We start from the raw sequence: 18,494 nt of genomic DNA, 5'->3' as shown, positions 1-18,494 counted from the left end.
CGGCCGCCGGCCCATCCTCGGGCGGTCAGAGACCCTTTCGGCCTGAGGACCTTCCAGTACCTCAGGCCTATGGGGGATTAGCCCCAGTTTCCCGGGGTTATCCCCCTCCCGAGGGTAGGTTACCGACGTGTTACTGAGCCGTCCGCCGGTGTCCCCGAAGGGACCCCGTGACTCGCATGGCTTAGTCGGACCCCCATAGCAGTGGCCTCCGGCAGGATCAACCGGAATTGAGCAAGGAGTACGGCCGGTGGAACTCCCCTCAAATGGGGGAGTACCGATTCCCGTCCGGGGGTTTGGTCGGGGTGTCGGGCCTGCCTTACCCCCGAGGGGTCCGCCTTTCGGCGTTTCCTCGGGAGCGCACCTGGTGTGACCCGGACTGGAGGGCGGGGTTCATCTTTGGGTGCTTTGCACCCGTTCCCCCCGACGCCGCCGTCTTGGCGCCCGGGTCTTCGTCGCCCCCTGTTCGGGGGCTCCACCCAATAGGGATGAACCTCCGCAGTGAAAAATTTTTGCAAAACCGGTTTCGGGGGAGATTTTTAGAAAAGAAGCTGTCAAAAGAGAGCGCTAAAATGTGCAAAATTGAACATTAAAACGTCAAAAATTTTGCAATCAGAGGCGGAGTATCTCCGGGACGATGCTTATCCTTGATACTGGAGTTGGTATTGTATTTGTAACGGCAAGCTCGTCAACGGCCTCACTGACCCTCTTGATAGCACCCTCGGCAAAGACACCGTGGGTAACTCCAACGAATATCTTACCTGCCCCCAGCTTTTTCAGTATCTCAGAAGCTCTAATCATAGTCCCCCCGGTGCTTATGATGTCGTCAACTATGAGAACGTTCTTCCCCCGGACATCTATGTCCACTGGTCTCATCTCAACCTCGGTTGGAGAAATCCTCCTTTTCTCGAAGTGGCTGTATTCGAGACCGAGTTTTTCAGCAACCGCCCTAGCCCTGTTAAGTGCCCCCCTGTCTGGAGCCAGCACTATTCCATCGCCAAGTTTCTCGGCGAAGTACTTAGCTAGAACCCCCGCTGGAGAGACATTGATACCTTTTCCCGGAAAATATCTAAGCGTCTCGGGATTGTGGAGGTCGAAGACGTAGAGTTCATCATAGTAAAGGCCGAGGGCCTTCATTATTGCCCTCACACTTATTGGCTCCCCCTCCTTGGTAACCCTATCCTGCCGGCTGTAGGCGAAGTACGGCACAACGGCTCTCAGCCTTTGGAAACCCGACTCCCTCAACGCGTCACCTATGAGTAACAACTCCACTATCTTCTCGTCCTGGGGTGCAAAGGTCGAACTAACAACAGTGGCCTCTTTTCCAGAACCTAGAACGCGGACGTACTTCTCTCCATCTGGGAACTTCCTGAGCTCAACTTCGAGGACTTCACCGCCAAGTTCCCTCAGCTCTTTTTCAAAGTGCCTACCCCCGCTCCCAATGACAAACATGAGCGCCACCTCCTTTGACGGCTTTATGTTGAATTCCAGCCTTATAAACCCACCGTCATACCAGGAGAACGGCAATGATTCCAGCTAAGAAAATTCCATCGAAAGTACCGGCTCCCCCGATGCTGACCATTGGAGCGCCAAGGTGTTTGATTTTCCCCCAGTTCATGAGGTCTGCACCGATTAAAACGCCAAGGGTCCCGCTAACGTAAGCAACCAGCGTTGGATTTCCGTCCCCAAGGAGCCACCCCAAGAGAACCGCAACGAGGGGAGGGAAGAGGGAGGGCATCGCGATTCCAAGTCCTCTGATTGGCCTCGCAACGGCGTTGCTCAAAAGGGACGCTATAAAAACAGCGAGAAGGGTGTTCGCGAGGAGGTTATAGTTCCCGAGGTAAATCAGGCGAAAGAGCTCGTAGAGAACGATGCTCAACGGAACGAGCGCACCGCCGACGTTGACAGCTATAATAGTCTTCCTCTCCTCCCAGTCAAAGTAGGGTATTGGATAGAGAATCCCGAAGAAACCGACCTCCCTAACACTGATAACAGGTTCGTAGATTACTTCCTCGGCTATTGGTATGTTTATGAAACTCCCAATGAGGGCAAAGGCGAACAGTGTAACGGCCACCCCAGGCGGGAGGCCAAGTCTGCCAAACGCCATGAGAACGGCACTCGAAAAGAGTAGAAAGACCAGCACGAAGATAAAGGTTATCAGAAGAAGAAACGGCCAGTTCAGGGGAGGAAAAAGGAAGCGCCTTGCATTACTCATCTTTAACCACCACGTTCGCCCAAATCTGGACTCCCTTAGCCATCTCTACCTCCTTGGGTTTCTCGAACTTCTCAGCGTTCCTTAGAACCCATGCGTAGAGGGGCTTGCCGTTGGAATATTCCCTCAGGAACTCAACGCTCGCCCTGTGCTTGTCTTCATGGTCTTTCAACTCCTCCGGACTGAAGGGACCGAGAACATCAACGAGCTCCGCCTTCCCAATGGCCTTCCCGTTGCTTATTATCAGAATCTCACCTCGAATTCTAGTCCTCGTTTTTCGAATCTCCCACACTTTCTTGCCCTCAACTATCAAACTCGCATAGGGTTCTCTCACGATGAGGCCCTTTTTTCTCTCCATAGCCATCGTCATTAGTACGTTCGGAGGTTAATAAAACCAACGCTGGGAAAACTTTAAGTCCGCTTTACCAAAGGCACTTGAGGAGGTTGAACCTATGAAGGTCATCTGGTACGGTCACTCGTGTTTCTGGATTGAAACGAAGGGAGTGAAGATACTGATAGACCCTTACCCAGAGGTGGACGACGACAGAATCGGCGATGTTGACTACATCTTAATAACCCACGAGCACACCGACCACTACGGAAAGGTCGAGCTCCTGTCGAGGCTGAGAGACGCTACTGTCATAGGGCCAAAGCAGGTCTATCTAATGGCCGTTGCCGATGGTGTCACAAAGGTGAGGGAAATCGAAGCCGGGGAAACAATAGAGCTTGAAAAGGGTGTTAAGATAACCGCAATCTACGTCGAGCACCCATCGAGTCAGTATCCCCTCGGCTACATAATTGAGGGCGATAAAAGGCTCTTCCACCCGGGGGATACCTATCCGAGTCCAGCTTTCCAAAGACTGAGGGGAAAGGTTGACATCCTCCTAGTTCCGATAAGCGGTCGCTCCACTGCCAACGCGAGGGAGGCAACGCAAATAGTCGAAGACATAAGACCGAGGGTCGTCATTCCCATGCACTACGGCGTTTACAACGATGCAAGCCCCTCAATCCTCGCTGAGGAGCTCAGAAAGAGGCGCGTCTGGGTGCTCTTCAAGGAGCCCAAGCTCTACGAGGAAATGTCATTTTGAGGGAACCCCATGCTATCAACGGGCTCAAAAAAGCTCGACGAACTGCTCGGGGGAGGCTTCGCCCCCGGCGTGCTCACTCAGATTTACGGGCCCTACGCGACGGGGAAGACAACCTTAGCTGTTCAAACTGGAATTCTGAGCGGTAAGAAGGTCGCATATGTAGATACAGAAGGAGGCTTTTCTCCTGAAAGGCTAAGGCAGATGGCGGAGGCGCGAAACCTCAACCCCGAGGAAGTTCTCTCGCGCTTCATACTCTTCACACCAGCTGATTTTAAAGAGCAGAGGAGGGCTATAGGCTCGCTCAAAAAGGTGGTTGATGAATCATTCTCGCTCGTCGTCGTTGACTCGATAACTGCCCACTACCGGGCCGAGGAGAACAGGACAGGCCTCCTAACCGACCTCAGCAGGCAACTTCAGGTTCTGCTCTGGATTGCAAGGAGACGGAACATTCCGGTTCTGGTAATCAACCAGGTGCACTACGACACTCGGCTGGAGCGGACGAGGCCCGTTGCAGAACAGACGCTCGGTTACCGGTGTAAGGATATTCTACGCCTCGATAAACTTCAGAAGCCGGGTCTGAGATTGGCAATTCTCGAGAGACACCGCTTCCGCCCGGAGGGTGTTATGGTGTATTTTAGAATCACGGAGAAGGGCATTGAGGACGTTGGGGAGTGACTGATTACAAAAAGCGCTCACAATCGCCAGCGAGACTTAAAAACAGTCAAAAACTTTCCACCAGCGCTTGCGAAGCAAGAGCTGTTATGGGGCCGGGGCCGGGATTTGAACCCGGGCTAGGGGATCCACAGTCCCCTGTGCTGACCAGGCTACACCACCCCGGCCACGTTCAGCTTAAGCTTTTGGGTTAGCTTTATAAAGTTTTCGTCAGATGCCGGGAAAGACGGTGTTAAATTCCACGTTCACGAGAGATTAAGGTGCAGACACAGTCAAACGATGATTGAAAATCTCTACGGGGGCTAAGGTATGAAGGCAAAGCGCGAGGCCCTCAAAAGCCTTTTCACAGCGATGCTCGACGGGAAAGTTGATGAAGATATAATAGACCTCCTCCTTCTCATCAACTCAATCAGGGGAATCTACACCACAAGCTCGTGCTCCGGCAGGATTGGAATCATTGAGGAGCCCTCCCTCGGGGCGAAGCCCCTATCAAGGTGGCTTATCAAGGTTCACAGGGAAATAACATTTCCAGAAGCAAAAAGGGCTCTTGAACGAGCTGAAAGCGGTTTGATATTCCTGAAAAGCCAGCCGCCAATCTTCCACGTCGTCGCCGAGGATCTTGAGAAAGCCAAGAGGCTCCACGAGCTCGGACTGGCGAGTGGCTTCAAGTACACAACCTTCAAGGTCATCTCAAACCGCTATCTCGTTGAAATCAATGGAACCGAGTACCTGACCGTTCCACTCGGTAGGGACGGAAAAATAATAGTGAGCGACAATTACCTCCGCTTTGCCCTCGAAATAGGGAACTCCATGCTGAAACGTTCAAAGGGAAGACTGCCACGGCTCTTCAAGAACTTTGAAAAACTCAGGGAAGAGCTCGGAAGGGACAAGCTGTTCTACGAGCTGACAAGAAAGTTCAGAATCGAAGAAAAGTGGGAGCTACCTTAGCGCATTTCGTTCCACTCCCTCCTTCCATAACGCTCCTCTATAAGCCTCTCCGCGAGTTCGAGCTCATACTCTGTTAGCTCGCCATCTTCAATATCAAAGGCCCTGGCAAAACTATCCCTGAGAAGTCCATAGGCCTCCCAGCGGGTGAGCTTTATGCCCTCACGCTCAAGGGTCGTCACTCGCTCCCAGACGCTCGAAATTCCCTTATCTCTGAGCTTCTCCTTTGAGGCCCTAAGCACCTTCCCGAGTATCTCAACGCGCGTCGCGTACATAAAGGTGCCGTGCTGTAAGATAATTCCTCTTCTTCTAGTTTGAGCCGAGCCACTGATTTTCTTCCCGTTGGCAACTATGTCGTTGAGACCCGAGAAGCCGGCATCAAGGCCGAGGTCTTCAAGGGCATCGACTATTGGGCCAGCCAAGTAACGGTAGCTGGTCTCGACGTTCTTCAAGGCAGGATGAAAGTCCTCGCCGATGATTACTGAGTAAGTTATCTCGCCGAACTCGTCGTGGAAGACGCTTCCCCCGCCAGTAATCCTCCTCACAACCGGAATACCAAGTCTTCTAGCTCCCTCAAGGTTGACGTCATGTCTTACGCTCTGGAATCTGCCAATTGTTACAGAGCTGGGCGAGAAGGCGTAGAGTCTGATGGTATCAGGAACCTTGCCCTCAATTCTGGCGAGCATTATGGCCTCGTCTATTGCCATCTGAACCTCTGGTCTGGCAACGATGAGTGGTATGAACCTCACCTAAATCACCAGGGTTAAAAAGGTTCGCGAGTTTTTAAGCCCAGCGATGATGACGCCCAAGCCCTCCTGAGGGGTGATGAAAGCGGTCACCACTGAGCGATACCAAAACTTTTTAAAACCCCACCCTTTGACTATAGACGGGAGTGGGCCGGTAGCTCAGCCTGGTACGAGCGCCGCCCTCGCAAGGCGGAGGCCGCGGGTTCAAATCCCGCCCGGTCCACCAACAAAACGTTTTTACGCATTTCTGTAAAATTTCTAAAGGTGGTGCCATGGACTTACTCGGAGACTTCTTTGAAGATGACGTGAGTGAGGTTCTCAGGCGTGTCTCATCCCTTCCTCCTCGTGATGTTCTCAGTTATCTCGTATCAACTTCCCAGCGTGTTCTCGCAGTGTACCAGGTGATGACGGATTCCCTCCCAAGGGGGTACGGGAAAATCAAGTTCTCACGCTTTGTTGAGAAGAAGGAAAGGCAAACAGAGGAGCTTTGGAAAATAGCATTACGGCTCCATCCAGAATCCATCTCATCCTCTAAGGTGGAAAATTTAGGAGTTTCGATTGAAACCGTTGGCGACTATGCGGAAGTTCTCGAGCAGACGATTAAGCTTGAAGAACTCCAGTTACGGGCCTGCAGATATCTCTCGGGGAAAATTGAAGACCTCGACCTCTCAATGCTCCTCGAAGATTTGGCCAATGAAATCGAGGAGAACATATCTTTCCTTAAGGAAGAACTTGAGAGGGTAAAGGGGATAGAACGGAAAGTGAAGTTTTCAGAATTTGTCAAGGAGCTGGTGGGTGATAGGGATGGACGAGTTTGAGCTCCTTAAAGACCTCGTTGCCATCGGGTCTCCCTTTGGAAAGGAACACGAGATTTCAAGGTTTATAGCTTCCATCCTTGAGGGATATGGCTTCAAGGTCGAGACGCTCCCGATTGAAGGCTTTGGAGACGACGTCATAGCTTATCTCCCCGGCAGGGGTTACACAGTCGTTCTCAACGGCCACATGGACACGGTGAACCTTTCCCTCGGCTGGACGAGGAATCCTAAAGGCGAACTAGAGGGAGACAGTTTCTATGGCCTCGGTAGCGCCGACATGAAGGCCGGTCTTGCCGTTCTGATGAGCCTGTTCATTGAGATGGGGGAGCTTTCCAAGCGTGAAAGGCCCAACCTGATATTTACCGCGGTTAGCGACGAAGAGGGCTATTCCAGGGGAACATGGGAGCTAATTAAGAGCGGAAAGCTAGAGGATTCCGATATCGTTCTGGTTGCTGAACCAACGAACGAGAGGCTCATGCTCGGCGCGAGGGGTCGCTTCGTTGTAAGGCTAACCACCAGGGGAAAGAAGGCCCACGCGGCCCGGCCGGAACTCGGAATCAACGCGGTTGAGGAACTATCAAGGATTGTAGGGAACCTTTACCGAATTAAAACTAAGAGCCACATCAAGCTTGGGAAGGGCTCCTACTGTGCGCTGTCAATCCGGGGAGAGGCCGACGGTCTGAGCGTTCCGGATTATGCCGAGGCCATCGTGGACAGGCATATAGCCCTCGGCGAGGACTGGGAGAGGGTAGAGGCTGAGCTAAGGAAACTCTCGGAAAGGCTCAACATCAAAGCGGAACTGGAAATAGGGAAGTTCCCAAGACCGACACCGGACATGCTCCCCTACGTCATCAGGGAAAACCTCCACGAAGTTAAACTCTTCAAGCGCGCCATGGCTTCAGCCGGCATAGACCCGCAGGTGACCTATGGCAGGAGCGTTGGGGACTTCAACTATTTTGCCACATACCTTGGAAAACCGACCTTCGTTTTCGGTCCAATTGGGGGCAACTGGCACGCCAGCGACGAATGGGTGAGCGTCTCCTCGATGAAAAGGGTAAAAGAGGCCTACAAGAGGTTCCTACTGTCCCTTGTCTAGCCTCGGGAAAGCCGGTCTCATCACGACTCAGGGCAGGGAGTTTTCCTCATCGGCGACAAGACTTTTAAATTTCCGCTTTTAACCCCTTCCATGTTCACGCTCATAGCGAGGGCAAGGAAGGACGCGAAGGCCCTGAACTACATCAACGAGAGAAACTACGGGGGCTTTTTGAAGGTTGAGAGCCTCGGCGGTGGAAGGAAAAAGGAGGAAGTCCTTGAAAACCTTGAGAGAGCCATTAGGGAACCTTACATCCCTGTTCTCCTCCTCGGCGAGAAGGAAAAAGAACTTATGGAGGAACTCCTTCCTGTTCTGAGGGACTCCGCAAAGCCGTTCTATGCGAGGCTCCTGAGAACAAAGCGTGTCAGAAACATGCGCGTTGACGAGCTGTACTCACACATCGAGGAGATAAAGGCCCGCTTCAGGCTTGGAATTGAGTGGAACGATGCATACGCTTTAAACCCCGAAAATCCGTTTGGAATCGAGCTAAATCCAGACTACGATATCTACCTGGCAATTGGGGATGGCTTTAGAAGGTCTATGCGGTCAATTCTCGGCGTTGAGCTCGGTGAGAACTCCCTCGTTCTGAGAAAGACCATGAATCAGGAGGTCTATTTCTCCGGGCCGAACAAGGTTGCGGAAGTCAGTAAAAAGCTCGGCTTTCCAACCGAAGTGCTCTGGCGCTGTCCCTGCGTTGAGGACGTTTCTCTGGATTCCCTAATCGAGCTCAACAGGAGCTACATTGAAGCCTTTGCAAACGCTTCAAGGGCGTTCCTCGAAACCTTCCAAGATTACGACGTCATCGTCCCCTGGAGCGGCGGAAAGGACTCAACCGCGACGTTAATCATTGCCAAGGAGACCTTCAGCAAAGTAACTGCCGTGTACGTGAGAATGGAGTACGAGATGCCCGAAACGGACGAGTACGTTGAAGGCCTCGCCAAAAGACTCGGCGTTGATTTAATCCGCGTTGACGTCCCAATGCCAATCGAGAAGTACGGCATGCCGACCCACAAAAACAGGTGGTGCACGAAAAAGAAAGTCGAAGCCCTCTATTCCGTCGTCTCTGAGTTTGAAAGGCCTGTTCTCCTCGTCGGAGACAGGGACGGCGAGAGCGCGAGGAGGAGGCTGAAGCCACCCGTGGTGGAGAGGAAAACCGGCTTCGGGAAAATTCTTGAGGTCATGCCTGTGAAGTTCTGGAGCGGGTTTATGACCCAACTGTTCATCCTTATGAGGGGCTTCGAGTTACATCCCCTCTACTACGAGGGTTTTTACCGGCTCGGTTGCACGATATGCCCGAGTTTGGCCGAATGGGAGGTGGAGTTGTTAAAGAAGAGAGGGGTGAAAGCCTCTCCGGGCTAAACCTTTCTCCCAACGGCTAAGCCCACAACAAAGGCTATGACCACGAAGAGTCCCACAAGACCGTAATCGGCTCCGCCCGCTGTTTTCACTGGGGTTGGAGTTGTCGTTTTTGTCGCACTCGGGACGCTTATCTCCGGAACTGTGTTGCCGGTGGGGACCTTTGGAACAGGGCTCAGGGGCGTTGACAGGAACAGATTGGCGGTTTCCTTTGCATACATGTAGAATGTCATAGCCGTCTCAAGGTTATCAATGCTCTGGTTCTTCTTTGCCAGCTCCTCGAAGCTCTGGGCGAACTCGTAGTAGGCTATCGCGAGTATTGGCGTTATGTTGTTCTCCTCGGCTATTCCTATCGCGGTTTTCGCATCCTCCTTTACCATGTTGAGCTTGTCCATAAGGACTGTCCAGTTAGTTATGGCGAGTGTATCAAGGAAGACCTCACCCTGAACGCGTGCCTGCATTGCTGTAAAGAGCGCCGCGGAGTACTTTCCGTCGTCGTAGTACTGCTGGGCCTTTTCTATGGTGTCAGTGAGGCTGTTTCCCAGAACGTTGCCGTACATGGACTCAATGTATGCCACTATAAGGTCGGACTCGTCTATGTAGTCCCTTGCGGTGACCTTGATTAGGTCCTTCTTTATGGGCTCTCCCCTTGCAAAGTACTTTCCGAGCTCGGCCCAAAATATTGCTGTTTTCGCCCGCTCATAAGCGTAGGCGGCCTCACCTACAGAGTCCCAGTAGTCTCCGGAGTAGTAGTACTTCCATGCGCTGTCAAGAGCGCTTTTGGCGTCTTCAACCCTCTCCTCCGCGGCCGCTATGGCCTGAAGCATTGTTATGCCCCTTATGCTCTGGTTCTCAACGTAGGATTCTGCCTCCTTTATAGTCTCGCTGGTATTCTTCAGGAGTTTCTCGACGTCCTGGGGGGTGTTTATCCTGAGATACCAGTCAACGTGCCTTATGATTATCCTCGCCTGGAAGTCCTTGCTGAGGGCGGTGTAGTACATCCCCCTGCTTATGTAATCCTTCGACTGGTTGAGCAACTGGCCGGCGTTGTTTAAGGCTGTTAGCAGGGTAACGTATGTGTCGTACCCAACGTTGCTACCCTTCAGTTCCCTCAAGACCATCTGGTAGTAATCTGTCGTGTTCTTGTAATCGCTGACGGCGTCGTTCTTCAGGAAGGAGGTATCAATCTGAACGTTCTTGGGTGGCTCCGGCCTCGGGAGTCTGTGACCAGTGAAGTAGTAAACGGCCTGATAGATGTCCTTTACCTCAACAACCTTGAGGCCCCAGCGCTCTTCGGCATATTTAACAACGTCAACGGGCTTGGTCTCGGTGTTTATCTCAAGAACACCCCCGATTTCTTTTTTCTGAGTTTCTTGGACGTATTGGATTCTCTGACCCTCCGGGATAAGGAAGAGCTTAACTCCAGCCTGGTGAGCGGCGGCGGCCTTCTCAAGGATTCCCCCAACGGGTCCAATGCTTCCATCAGGGTTAATCATCCCCGTCATCATCACTTTAGGGTTAATCTTCCAGCCTTCTAGTGCCGCAATAATTCCAACGGTCATCGTTCCTCCGGCAGATGGACCACCGATGATTGAGGTGTTGGCGCGAACCTGTATGAAGACGTCATAGTGGCTCATGTTTACCCCGAGAACCCTTCCAGCCACCTGCGCCGCCAACCTCGCGCTTGCCTGCATGTCAACCTGAGCCAGAGGCCACGTCTCTATGTAAACGTGTCCGTGGCCAGGAACTACCGTAATTACAAACTCCGTGACGACACCGGTCAGCTCACCCGTTGAGGTTTTTGCAACGGCTGGTGCCCTTATCACTACTGTATGCCCTTCGCTTGGACACTGGGCCATCACTGGATTCACTAATGGAAGCAGAAGGAGTACTGCCAGTATAAGGACGATTCCCCTCCTCATCCTTCCACCCGGGAAGAATTAGAAGAGCCAAATAAAGCGTTTGTGGTTCAACGGTTTAACGCTTCCAGAGGGCCAGAAAGAACAGCAGGAGGACGAGCACCTCGAGGGTATCGACTATGAACCCAATGTCGTACTGGATAACCCTGCTCTCGGCTGAGATTTCAATGACCTTCTTGAAGGCGAAGAGCAGGAAGGCAAGAGTTAGGTAAAGTGTTGCCCTTAGATGGCTCTTCCTGTAGGCTAAATAACTAACTCCCATCAGTGCTAGTGCGAGCAGTATCGTTGCCAGGTTAAGGAACATCTCCATCATTCACCCTCACCTATTCCAGCGAGGAGGTCTATAAGGCTATCTGCCAGTCTCTCCCAAAGCCCTGGCCGGTATTCTCTAATCAACCTGACCAACGTCTCAGGGTTGTAGTTTATAGAGTAGACAACGCTCTTCCCTTCCCTCCAGGCCTTAACAACACCGAGTTTCTCCAGTTCCCTCATGTGATAGCTTATCGTTGGCTGACTGACACCAAGCTTTTCGGCTATCTCCCCCTGGTTCATCTCCCCCTCCATGAGCAGGAGGAGTATCTTTCTCCGGGTTTCGGTTGATATGGCCATGAGGAGTCTTTGTGCTTCTTCTTCAAAGCCCGCGGGAAAGATGTAACGCCTCCTCCCGACCTTCCTTGAAAACACTTTGCCCTCTTTCTCAAGCTTTCCGAGGTGGTACTGGAGGTCTCCGATGCCCAGCTTAAGCTCCCTTGCAAGTTCTCTGAACGTCACACCCGGCCTATTTCTGATGTAGTTGAGTATCTCGTTCCTCCGCTCCATTTTTCAACCCTTAAAGTCTGTGGTTCATTCCTCTATGACAAGTGATATAAGGCCTTTCCCTTTTATGCCCTGCGGTGAGGTTATGGAGCTGGTTAAAAAGGCTGAGGAACTCGCGAGAAAACACGGCGTGGATTACTATGAAATCAGGCTTGTCAGGATAACCTCCAGAAGGCTCTTCATGACAAACGGCCATTTAAGGGAGCTTTCTAACAACTCAGAGATTGGCATAGGGGCCAGGGCCTTCAACGGGGCGTGGGGCTTTTCCAGCGCAAACGACAGGGAGAGATTCGAGAAGGCAATAGAAACAGCTATGAAGATAGCCAAACTGTCGCGGGGAGAAGCGAGGATTTACCTCGGCAACCCCGTTAGGGACGACGTCGAGCTTGGAGTCAAAAAGCCCTTCACGGAAATAGACATCGAAGAAAAGCTCTCCCTCGTCAAGGAGATAGACAGACTTCTCCAGGGGGAGAGAATCGTCAGCAGAAGCGTTAACTACGGTGACTCAGTAGTTGAAACTCTCTACTTCAACTCCCTCGGGAGCGAGGTCAGGACAGTTATCCCAAGGATAAAGCTCGGCTTTTCCGTTACGGCGAAGGAAAACGGTGAGATGCAGAGCTTCTGGAAGAGTTTTGGAGGAACCCTCGGCTGGGAGCTCGTGGAGGGGATTGACCTTCACCACTGGACGTCCCACGTTAAAGAAAAAGCCCTGGAGCTACTTTCAGCTCGTTCGCCACCCTCCGGTGAGATGGATGTAATAGCCGACCCCGAGCTTACGGGAGTTTTAATCCACGAGGCACTCGGCCATGCAGTCGAGGCAGATTCCGTGAAAAACGGCGACAGCATCTTAGCGGGAAAGCTGGGCGAGGAAATAGCAGGTGAGGGACTCACGGTAGTCGATGACCCCACCTTGCCTGGCAAGTTCGGTAGCTATCCCTACGACGACGAGGGAATTAAGGCCAGGCGTGTGGAGATAATCAGGGACGGCGTCCTCGTTAATTATCTCAACGATAGGGAAACGGCCGAGTACTTCGGCCTCGAGCCCAATGGACACGCTAGGGCTGAGAGCTACAACCACCAGCCCCTCGTAAGGATGAGCAATACCTATGTCGAGCCCGGCAACTGGTCCTTTGAGGAAATCCTTGGGGAGGTAAGGCAAGGTCTCTACATGCTCGGCGACAAGGGCGGAGAAGTTGACACGGCAAACGGAACCTTTACCTTCGGGGCCAAGATTGGTTACATCGTTGAGAACGGGGAAATCAGGAAAACCGTCCGCGACGTTGCCCTCTCTGGCAAAATCCTCGACGTTCTGAGGAACATAAGGGCGATTGGAAACGACACGCGCGTTGAGTTCCCTGGCTACTGCGGAAAGGGTCAGTGGGTTCCGGTCGATGATGGCGGTCCCCATGTCCTCACAAGGGCCCTCGTGGGGGGATTGAGGTGATGGAGGCAGTTGGAAGACTTGTCAGACTACTTGAACGAGAGAACGTCGAGTGGGAGGTCTTTTACCAGTCTGGTCGCTCGGGCTCGTTCGCCATAGAGAGGGAAACCCTTGAGCGTTCCCAGAGGAAGTTCTACTCTGGAATAGGACTTAGAATTGGTTTAAAGGGAAGGCTCGGCTTCTCCTACATTACCGGCCTGCACCCAAGCGAGGAGGAGCTTGAGAACCTTGTGAAGAGAACGATAAAGTTGGCAAGGATAAGTGAAGTCCCCTTCATGGGCTTTCCAGAAAAGGAAAAAATCCCGCTCGTGAAGGGCCTCTACGATAAGAGAATCGACGAGATTCCCTTTGAAAAGGCACACTCCATGGCCATGGAATATGCGGAGCTTATGAGTGAAAAAAAGAAAAACGAGACCATCTCCGGCTCGCTTTCCTTTGCAGTTGAGACGAGCGGGATTGTGAACTCCAACGGGATTGAACTCGAGGAGTGCTCCACCTACATGGGGGTTTCAGCATACGCCGTAATCAGCGACCCGCCGGGAACCGGCTCCTATAGGCAGTCCTTTACCTCGCTCCAGAGTTTGAGGGAACTTGAGAGGGCCGTTGAGAGCGCCATTGGAGAGGCCAGGCTGAGCGCTAGAGCAAAAAAGCTTGAACCCTTCACTGGGGAGCTTGTTCTCGAACCCGAGGCTGTTTCGTCCCTTTTGGATATCTTTCTTGGCAACCTTTACGGTGATGAGGTCTACCACGGAAGGAGCAGGTTCTCAAGGCCGGGCGAAGAAATAGGCTCGTTCACGCTCATTGACGACTCAACGCTCGACGGTTTTCCGGGAAGTTACTCCTTCGATAGCGAAGGTACCCCCGGCCAGAGAACCGTTCTTGTTGAAGAGGGAGTAATTAGAAACTTCCTCCTTGATTACACCTACGCCTCCTTCCTCGGAACGAAGAGTACTGGAAACGCGTTAAGGAGCTTCAAGAGCGTTCCCTACATTGGGACGAGCAACGTAATCATCGAACCCGGCGAGGAGAGCCTTGAGGATTATAGGGGAATCGTTGTCAAAAAGGTCTTCGGCGAACACACGGCAAACCCTGTGAGTGGTGACTTCTCTCTCACCGTTGAGCTCGGCTATGTGGTTAGGAAGGGTGAGCTCAGGCCATTTAAGGACAACATGCTCGTTGGCAACGTCTTTGAACTCTTGAAAACCCTAAAACCCGGGAGGAAAGCGAGGAGGGTTTCAAGCTTCCTTTCTCCAAGGGTTCTCGTTGAGGGAAGGCTTGTTTGATAACTTTTTTATATTCTTAGTTCTATTCCTGTTTTTGGTGATGAACCATGGGCAGGGACGGGCTTAGTAACATTATGTCCCTATTATTACCCGGCGAAACTGTTCTTGTTGAGTATACGCAGGACTCCCCGTCCGAGCTACTCTTCTGGTTGCTGGTGAAATGGGCAGAGAAAAACGGTAAACCCGTCCTGATTGACGATGTTCTCGACACATTTCCGGAGGTTTTGGCGAGACTTAGGGTTCTTGATTTTGATATCTCAGGCTTTGGCAATCTTCCGGTTGTTAAAATTGGAGGTTCAAGAAACGTTGGCCGGGTTATAGGAACCATAGACGTGGACAGGCATTCAATTGACTTTAGATACTACGAAAGAATATACTCCAAGGTCATAGAGGGAGTCGCCATAAACCCGGTTCTTGGCTTCCACAAGCTGTTTATGGTTCTCACAGACAGGGAACTGTTCAGGCTTATTCGGAACGTTGCCGGCTTTGTTGGTAAGAGGGACAGAATAGCAATATACCTCGTTAACTCAGACGTTTTGTCTTCTAAATCCGGAGGATTTGACGCCCTCCTGAGAGAAATCGCAACAACAGTGCTGGCATTCTACCCAACAGAAAGGGGCTATGTTCTGGGTGTTGTAAAAACGCCAAGAAAGGAGCTCCTCGGAAAGGAAGCTGTAATCCTTTAGATTTCTTCCAGAAGTTTCCTCCGCTTTTCCTCGTATTCCTCTTGGCTTATTATCCCAAGGTCGTAAAGCTCCTTCAGCTTTTTGAGCTTCTCAACCGGGTCCTCCTTTGGTGGCGCTTCGGCCCGCTGAACTGGAACAGTGCGCGTTATGAACTCCTTAGGTTTTCTCAGCGTCCAAGTCTCGCTGGTTAGGCCCTTGTTCACACCGATGCTCACCGGCTCGACGGCTATGGCATTTAGGGCATCTTTAATGGCGTTTATCGCCCTTCTAGCTTCTTCCTTATTCATCCAGCCGAGCCTGAGGGTTACGTCCTCCTCGCCCTCTATTATGAACTCCGAGCTCACAAGCCCCAGCTTCACGGTGACCTGCTCCAGCTTTTGGTAGGGAATTGCCTTAAGGTCATACCTCCCGAGCAACTTCTCATCCAAGTAGATTATCCTCCTGTCCGTGATGAGGAGCCATTTGGGCTTTTCGACGCTTATCTTCTTCTTTATTGAAAAAAGAACCTCCTCACCGGGTTCCAGATGCCTCAAAACCGACTTCGGCAGTTCCGGATTTTCTTCATTCGCCATGCCTTCCACCATGAATAACTTACGCACCATCTATATCAGGGTTTCCCGCAAACCTCATTAACCAAGCCGAGAAAATACGTTGGGTGCTACCATGGACTTTGGGAGAAAGCCTCTGATTGGGATGGTTCACCTGAAGCCCCTGCCGGGCTCTTACAGGTACGAGGGTAATCTAGATATAGTAGTCGAGTCCGCCCTTAAGAACGCCAGAACGCTTGAGGAAGCAGGCTTCGATGCGGTAATGGTTGAAAACTTCGGAGACGTGCCGTTTCCAAAATACGTGGATAAGACGACCGTTGCCTCCTTTACAGCAGTGGCCAAAGCGATTCGTGATGAGGTCTCAGTTCCTGTTGGAATAAACGTTCTGAGAAACGACGGGATAGCGGCCTACTCCATAGCCTACGCGGTAAAGGCGGACTTCATACGGGTTAACGTGCTGAGCGGTGTAGCTTACACGGACCAGGGAATTATCGAGGGAATCGCCCATGAACTTGCAAAACTTAGGAAACTCCTCCCGGGCAAAATCAGGGTTCTCGCCGATGTCCACGTCAAGCACGCGGTTCACTTCTTCGACTTTGAGGATGCTATACGCGATACCGTTGAGCGTGGTTTAGCCGATGCCATCGTTGTGAGTGGAAAGGCAACTGGAAAACCCGTTGACTTGGAAAAGCTCGCCCTCGCGAAGAAAATCTCCCCCGTTCCTGTGGTAGTCGGCTCCGGGACCACCTACGACAACCTGCCCAAACTATGGGAGCACGCGGACGGCTTTATCGTGGGAACCTGGATAAAGTGGGAAGGTAAAGTTGAAAACGAGGTTTCTCCGGAGAGGGCGAGGAAACTCGTTGAGCTTGCGAAAAATCTTCGCTCTCGAAAATTCTAAACTTGACATTTCTCTTGTCCGAATTTTCTTTTCCGAAAGCCTTATTACCCAGGAATGCGTAACTTGTTAAAAGGAATGCAGAACCTGTCCCGCTTTTCTCTTCCGCGAGAGGGTTTTGCCTGGATGTGATTAAATGCTTGGAAAGCGTTCCGCGGGCTTTAAGATTTTCGGCCCACTTGCTGGGTCTACCCTCACCTTCGGATTAGTTTTATCATCCTTCAGGCCCGCGATGTGTTTCCTGGTTTTGTTGGGAGGTTAGCATGATGTTGAAAAAACTCGTCCCCCTCATGGGGATTATCGTGTTGTTGGCCCTTCCCGTTTCCGCTTCCCAGTTTCCTGAAAAACTGCCATCAATAACCAAGGAAGAGGCGAAGTCCCTTGGGCTGGCGCTCACCTACAGTGGAGGAAGTACCAACCCAAACTACGTTCTCTTTTATCAGGACTTCATGTGCGCAAACCACGCCAAAGACAGCAACAACCACGTAAGGGTCGTGGTGGACTACTACATTGACAACGAAGCGGTGGAGCAGTTCAGCTGGTTCATCAAAACGGGAGAAAACTACACGGACAGGGAGTACGAGATACGGGACGACGACGGGAACGTGCTTGGTAGGGAATACCTCCACTACGAGTTCAACGGTGGTTCCAATTACGCGGACCTGAGGACCGTTTATGGGAAGGAATACCGTAATGGGTACAAGTTCGTATCCATCGAGCACACCTACGTGGCCCTAGTCAACGACCACTACTGGATAACTGCCAAGGCTGTTTACGTTGAAGGAACCACCGCCTGCAACCTCGAAAATCTCGCCCCTGTTCTGCTCAACATGTACCTTGAGCGAATCCCTAATGGAACGGTGAAGGTTCCTGTGAACTCAACAGGAGTCTCTGAAAACTCCGAAGACTCATCAACAGCCCCAGGTCTGAGTCAAGATGCCACCAAAAGGATGAAGAATACAGAGGAGAAGCTCAAGGGACTTGGCAACGGTTGGGGTGGCTTCGTGGTCATCAAGACTCCAAGGGGAGACATCATCAAGGTCGTTAACTCGAAAATGGACTACGCTGGAGACAGTTCTGCCCTTGGTTGGAAGGCCAAATATTACGGCAACAGGGCTTTGGATGCCTTCATAGACAAGGTGGCGGACTACTTGCCAAAACCGGTGGGCCTCTTCAAGGACTACTTCAAAGCCGACAAGGACATCAACGTCTTCTCGGACGACGAAATGGTAAAGAAGACAGCCAAGGACCTCCACGTGGACGGGAAAAGTGCATCGCTCTACAACGGCATGTCGGACATAGATAACCGCGAGAAGGCTCTTACTCCCTACAGAAACGCCGTCCCCTCCAGCGTCGAGACGAAACCGATAGAGCTTATCCTCAACTCGATGGGCGTCGCCATAAAGAAGACGCTCGCCCAGGACTACCGCTGGGAGTTCGAGAAAACAGAGGAGATAGCCCTTCGCTACAAGAGGGCTGGGCTGAAGTACAGGGACATCATCAGGAACACGGTCGAGGAGATGGGCGACACCACGACGGGAATGCACCGCGTCAACATGATGAACAGGAACTCGAAAAATGATTTTAGGAACCAGGAGGCGAGGGTGAGGTTCTACCTCAACAAGCTTTTTGAGGAGGGAGTAATATGAAGGGCAAGCTCCTGCCCCTCCTACTTATCTTGATAGTGGGCTACTTCTACTTCAGCGGGAACTTCCACGTTCCCAATGGGTTGAATCCAGAGCGGGTCATAGACACCGCCAAGAACGTGACAGATAACCTCGGGAAGACCTCCACCACAACGGAAACCCCCTCAGATGGGGCTGGAACTGGCGTTGACTTAACCGGAAACGTGAGTGTGATTAGATCAAACAACTGGACTGTGGTTAAGTTCGAGACGGATGTCATTGACGAGGGCCTCCTTGGCAGGGCCTACACCTTCGCGGAAAAGGCCATTGAAAACGGCTCCGAGAACGTTCGCG

20 protein-coding genes, 2 tRNA genes and 1 rRNA gene are annotated in these 18,494 nt (G+C 51.9%); 13 read left to right on the top strand and 10 right to left on the bottom strand.

Translation table 11 applies throughout. The features are described from left to right. The 4 genes from F7B33_RS02945 to F7B33_RS02930 form a co-directional block, all read right to left on the bottom strand. Positions 1-228 (bottom strand): 16S ribosomal RNA (locus F7B33_RS02945); the annotation flags it as partial. Between the two features lie 381 nt (positions 229-609). Next, positions 610-1,449 carry a ribose-phosphate diphosphokinase gene (locus tag F7B33_RS02940; protein WP_297073011.1) on the bottom strand — a complete coding sequence of 280 codons (840 nt, stop codon included), beginning with the start codon at positions 1,447-1,449 and terminating at the stop codon, positions 610-612. 55 nt (positions 1,450-1,504) lie between these two features. After that, positions 1,505-2,212 (bottom strand): DUF1614 domain-containing protein, encoded by a 708-nt coding sequence (locus tag F7B33_RS02935; protein ID WP_297065357.1) that lies wholly within the window; start codon positions 2,210-2,212, stop codon positions 1,505-1,507. Continuing rightward, complete coding sequence (locus F7B33_RS02930; protein ID WP_297065360.1) at positions 2,205-2,573, bottom strand: ASCH domain-containing protein; 369 nt, start codon at positions 2,571-2,573, stop codon at positions 2,205-2,207. Before F7B33_RS02930 ends, F7B33_RS02935 begins: the two co-directional genes overlap by 8 nt. Positions 2,574-2,661: 88 nt before the next feature. Between F7B33_RS02930 and F7B33_RS02925 the strand changes: the two genes are divergently transcribed. Continuing rightward, positions 2,662-3,297, top strand: coding sequence for an MBL fold metallo-hydrolase (locus F7B33_RS02925; RefSeq protein ID WP_297073010.1), 636 nt, complete (start codon positions 2,662-2,664; stop codon positions 3,295-3,297). 9 nt (positions 3,298-3,306) lie between these two features. Next, on the top strand, positions 3,307-3,972 hold the full coding sequence (gene radB, locus F7B33_RS02920; RefSeq protein ID WP_297073009.1) for a DNA repair and recombination protein RadB: 666 nt from the start codon (positions 3,307-3,309) through the stop codon (positions 3,970-3,972). A gap of 87 nt (positions 3,973-4,059) precedes the next feature. Here the strand turns inward: radB and F7B33_RS02915 are convergent. After that, a tRNA-His gene (locus F7B33_RS02915) sits at positions 4,060-4,136 on the bottom strand. Positions 4,137-4,278: 142 nt separating this feature from the next. On the opposite strand from F7B33_RS02915, the gene F7B33_RS02910 reads away from it, so the two are divergent. After that, positions 4,279-4,917 (top strand): hypothetical protein, encoded by a 639-nt coding sequence (locus F7B33_RS02910; protein WP_297073008.1) that lies wholly within the window; start codon positions 4,279-4,281, stop codon positions 4,915-4,917. On the opposite strand, the gene F7B33_RS02905 is transcribed toward F7B33_RS02910, so the two are convergent. Continuing rightward, entirely contained in the window at positions 4,914-5,663 is a 750-nt protein-coding gene (locus F7B33_RS02905; RefSeq protein ID WP_297062242.1) for a biotin/lipoate A/B protein ligase family protein, read from the bottom strand. The two genes, F7B33_RS02910 and F7B33_RS02905, sit on opposite strands and share 4 nt — an antisense overlap. A 145-nt stretch (positions 5,664-5,808) precedes the next feature. Here F7B33_RS02905 and F7B33_RS02900 point away from each other — a divergent pair. From F7B33_RS02900 to F7B33_RS02885, 4 genes are all read left to right on the top strand, one after another. Then, positions 5,809-5,886 (top strand) — tRNA-Ala (locus F7B33_RS02900). A gap of 46 nt (positions 5,887-5,932) precedes the next feature. Then, positions 5,933-6,478 carry a hypothetical protein gene (locus F7B33_RS02895; RefSeq protein WP_297062241.1) on the top strand — a complete coding sequence of 182 codons (546 nt, stop codon included), beginning with the start codon at positions 5,933-5,935 and terminating at the stop codon, positions 6,476-6,478. Then, positions 6,465-7,571, top strand: a complete 1,107-nt coding sequence (locus F7B33_RS02890) for a M20/M25/M40 family metallo-hydrolase (protein ID WP_297073007.1) — start codon at positions 6,465-6,467, stop codon at positions 7,569-7,571. Before F7B33_RS02895 ends, F7B33_RS02890 begins: the two co-directional genes overlap by 14 nt. A 90-nt stretch (positions 7,572-7,661) precedes the next feature. After that, entirely contained in the window at positions 7,662-8,927 is a 1,266-nt protein-coding gene (locus F7B33_RS02885; RefSeq protein ID WP_297073006.1) for a phosphoadenosine phosphosulfate reductase family protein, read from the top strand. On the opposite strand, the gene F7B33_RS02880 is transcribed toward F7B33_RS02885, so the two are convergent. From F7B33_RS02880 to F7B33_RS02870, 3 genes are read right to left on the bottom strand one after another with little or no spacing between them, the layout of a single operon-like run. Then, positions 8,924-10,846 carry a S16 family serine protease gene (locus tag F7B33_RS02880; RefSeq protein WP_297073005.1) on the bottom strand — a complete coding sequence of 641 codons (1,923 nt, stop codon included), beginning with the start codon at positions 10,844-10,846 and terminating at the stop codon, positions 8,924-8,926. The two genes, F7B33_RS02885 and F7B33_RS02880, sit on opposite strands and share 4 nt — an antisense overlap. Positions 10,847-10,901: 55 nt before the next feature. Next, a complete protein-coding gene (locus F7B33_RS02875) occupies positions 10,902-11,156 on the bottom strand; it encodes a hypothetical protein (protein ID WP_297062234.1) in 255 nt (84 codons plus the stop codon). Next, entirely contained in the window at positions 11,153-11,662 is a 510-nt protein-coding gene (locus F7B33_RS02870; RefSeq protein ID WP_297062232.1) for a metalloregulator ArsR/SmtB family transcription factor, read from the bottom strand. Before F7B33_RS02870 ends, F7B33_RS02875 begins: the two co-directional genes overlap by 4 nt. Before the next feature lie 82 nt (positions 11,663-11,744). On the opposite strand from F7B33_RS02870, the gene F7B33_RS02865 reads away from it, so the two are divergent. From F7B33_RS02865 to F7B33_RS02855, 3 genes are read left to right on the top strand one after another with little or no spacing between them, the layout of a single operon-like run. Beyond that, on the top strand, positions 11,745-13,103 hold the full coding sequence (locus F7B33_RS02865) for a TldD/PmbA family protein (protein WP_297073004.1): 1,359 nt from the start codon (positions 11,745-11,747) through the stop codon (positions 13,101-13,103). Then, on the top strand, positions 13,103-14,383 hold the full coding sequence (locus tag F7B33_RS02860) for a TldD/PmbA family protein (protein ID WP_297062229.1): 1,281 nt from the start codon (positions 13,103-13,105) through the stop codon (positions 14,381-14,383). The genes F7B33_RS02865 and F7B33_RS02860 overlap by 1 nt, the downstream gene beginning before the upstream one ends. A 47-nt stretch (positions 14,384-14,430) precedes the next feature. Beyond that, a complete protein-coding gene (locus tag F7B33_RS02855) occupies positions 14,431-15,069 on the top strand; it encodes a DUF257 family protein (protein WP_297062227.1) in 639 nt (212 codons plus the stop codon). On the opposite strand, the gene F7B33_RS02850 is transcribed toward F7B33_RS02855, so the two are convergent. Further along, entirely contained in the window at positions 15,066-15,641 is a 576-nt protein-coding gene (locus F7B33_RS02850) for a PH domain-containing protein (protein ID WP_297062244.1), read from the bottom strand. The genes F7B33_RS02855 and F7B33_RS02850 overlap by 4 nt on opposite strands. Before the next feature lie 91 nt (positions 15,642-15,732). On the opposite strand from F7B33_RS02850, the gene F7B33_RS02845 reads away from it, so the two are divergent. From F7B33_RS02845 to F7B33_RS02835, 3 genes are all read left to right on the top strand, one after another. Then, entirely contained in the window at positions 15,733-16,518 is a 786-nt protein-coding gene (locus F7B33_RS02845) for a BtpA/SgcQ family protein (RefSeq protein WP_297073002.1), read from the top strand. 260 nt (positions 16,519-16,778) lie between these two features. After that, a complete protein-coding gene (locus F7B33_RS02840) occupies positions 16,779-18,164 on the top strand; it encodes a hypothetical protein (RefSeq protein WP_297062223.1) in 1,386 nt (461 codons plus the stop codon). After that, positions 18,161-18,494, top strand: a 334-nt coding sequence (locus F7B33_RS02835) for a hypothetical protein (RefSeq protein WP_297073001.1), incomplete at its 3' end; no start/stop codon positions are given. The genes F7B33_RS02840 and F7B33_RS02835, both read left to right, overlap by 4 nt.

The sequence above is a fragment of the Thermococcus sp. genome, assembly GCF_015523185.1.
Taxonomy (GTDB): domain Archaea; phylum Methanobacteriota_B; class Thermococci; order Thermococcales; family Thermococcaceae; genus Thermococcus.
The sequence above is the reverse complement of the archived record's forward strand: the minus strand, read 5'-3'. Positions and strand labels throughout refer to the sequence as shown.

Excerpts from the sequence above, each read along its gene's own strand:
- F7B33_RS02940 (WP_297073011.1), bottom strand. The coding sequence starts at position 1,449 with ATGTTTGTCATTGGGAGCGGGGGTAGGCACTTTGAAAAAGAGCTGAGG.
- F7B33_RS02935 (WP_297065357.1), bottom strand. The coding sequence starts at position 2,212 with ATGAGTAATGCAAGGCGCTTCCTTTTTCCTCCCCTGAACTGGCCGTTT.
- F7B33_RS02930 (WP_297065360.1), bottom strand. The coding sequence starts at position 2,573 with ATGGCTATGGAGAGAAAAAAGGGCCTCATCGTGAGAGAACCCTATGCG.
- F7B33_RS02925 (WP_297073010.1), top strand. The coding sequence starts at position 2,662 with ATGAAGGTCATCTGGTACGGTCACTCGTGTTTCTGGATTGAAACGAAG.
- radB (WP_297073009.1), top strand. The coding sequence starts at position 3,307 with ATGCTATCAACGGGCTCAAAAAAGCTCGACGAACTGCTCGGGGGAGGC.
- F7B33_RS02910 (WP_297073008.1), top strand. The coding sequence starts at position 4,279 with ATGAAGGCAAAGCGCGAGGCCCTCAAAAGCCTTTTCACAGCGATGCTC.
- F7B33_RS02895 (WP_297062241.1), top strand. The coding sequence starts at position 5,933 with ATGGACTTACTCGGAGACTTCTTTGAAGATGACGTGAGTGAGGTTCTC.
- F7B33_RS02890 (WP_297073007.1), top strand. The coding sequence starts at position 6,465 with ATGGACGAGTTTGAGCTCCTTAAAGACCTCGTTGCCATCGGGTCTCCC.
- F7B33_RS02885 (WP_297073006.1), top strand. The coding sequence starts at position 7,662 with ATGTTCACGCTCATAGCGAGGGCAAGGAAGGACGCGAAGGCCCTGAAC.
- F7B33_RS02880 (WP_297073005.1), bottom strand. The coding sequence starts at position 10,846 with ATGAGGAGGGGAATCGTCCTTATACTGGCAGTACTCCTTCTGCTTCCA.
- F7B33_RS02875 (WP_297062234.1), bottom strand. The coding sequence starts at position 11,156 with ATGATGGAGATGTTCCTTAACCTGGCAACGATACTGCTCGCACTAGCA.
- F7B33_RS02870 (WP_297062232.1), bottom strand. The coding sequence starts at position 11,662 with ATGGAGCGGAGGAACGAGATACTCAACTACATCAGAAATAGGCCGGGT.
- F7B33_RS02865 (WP_297073004.1), top strand. The coding sequence starts at position 11,745 with ATGGAGCTGGTTAAAAAGGCTGAGGAACTCGCGAGAAAACACGGCGTG.
- F7B33_RS02860 (WP_297062229.1), top strand. The coding sequence starts at position 13,103 with ATGGAGGCAGTTGGAAGACTTGTCAGACTACTTGAACGAGAGAACGTC.
- F7B33_RS02855 (WP_297062227.1), top strand. The coding sequence starts at position 14,431 with ATGGGCAGGGACGGGCTTAGTAACATTATGTCCCTATTATTACCCGGC.
- F7B33_RS02850 (WP_297062244.1), bottom strand. The coding sequence starts at position 15,641 with ATGGCGAATGAAGAAAATCCGGAACTGCCGAAGTCGGTTTTGAGGCAT.
- F7B33_RS02845 (WP_297073002.1), top strand. The coding sequence starts at position 15,733 with ATGGACTTTGGGAGAAAGCCTCTGATTGGGATGGTTCACCTGAAGCCC.
- F7B33_RS02840 (WP_297062223.1), top strand. The coding sequence starts at position 16,779 with ATGATGTTGAAAAAACTCGTCCCCCTCATGGGGATTATCGTGTTGTTG.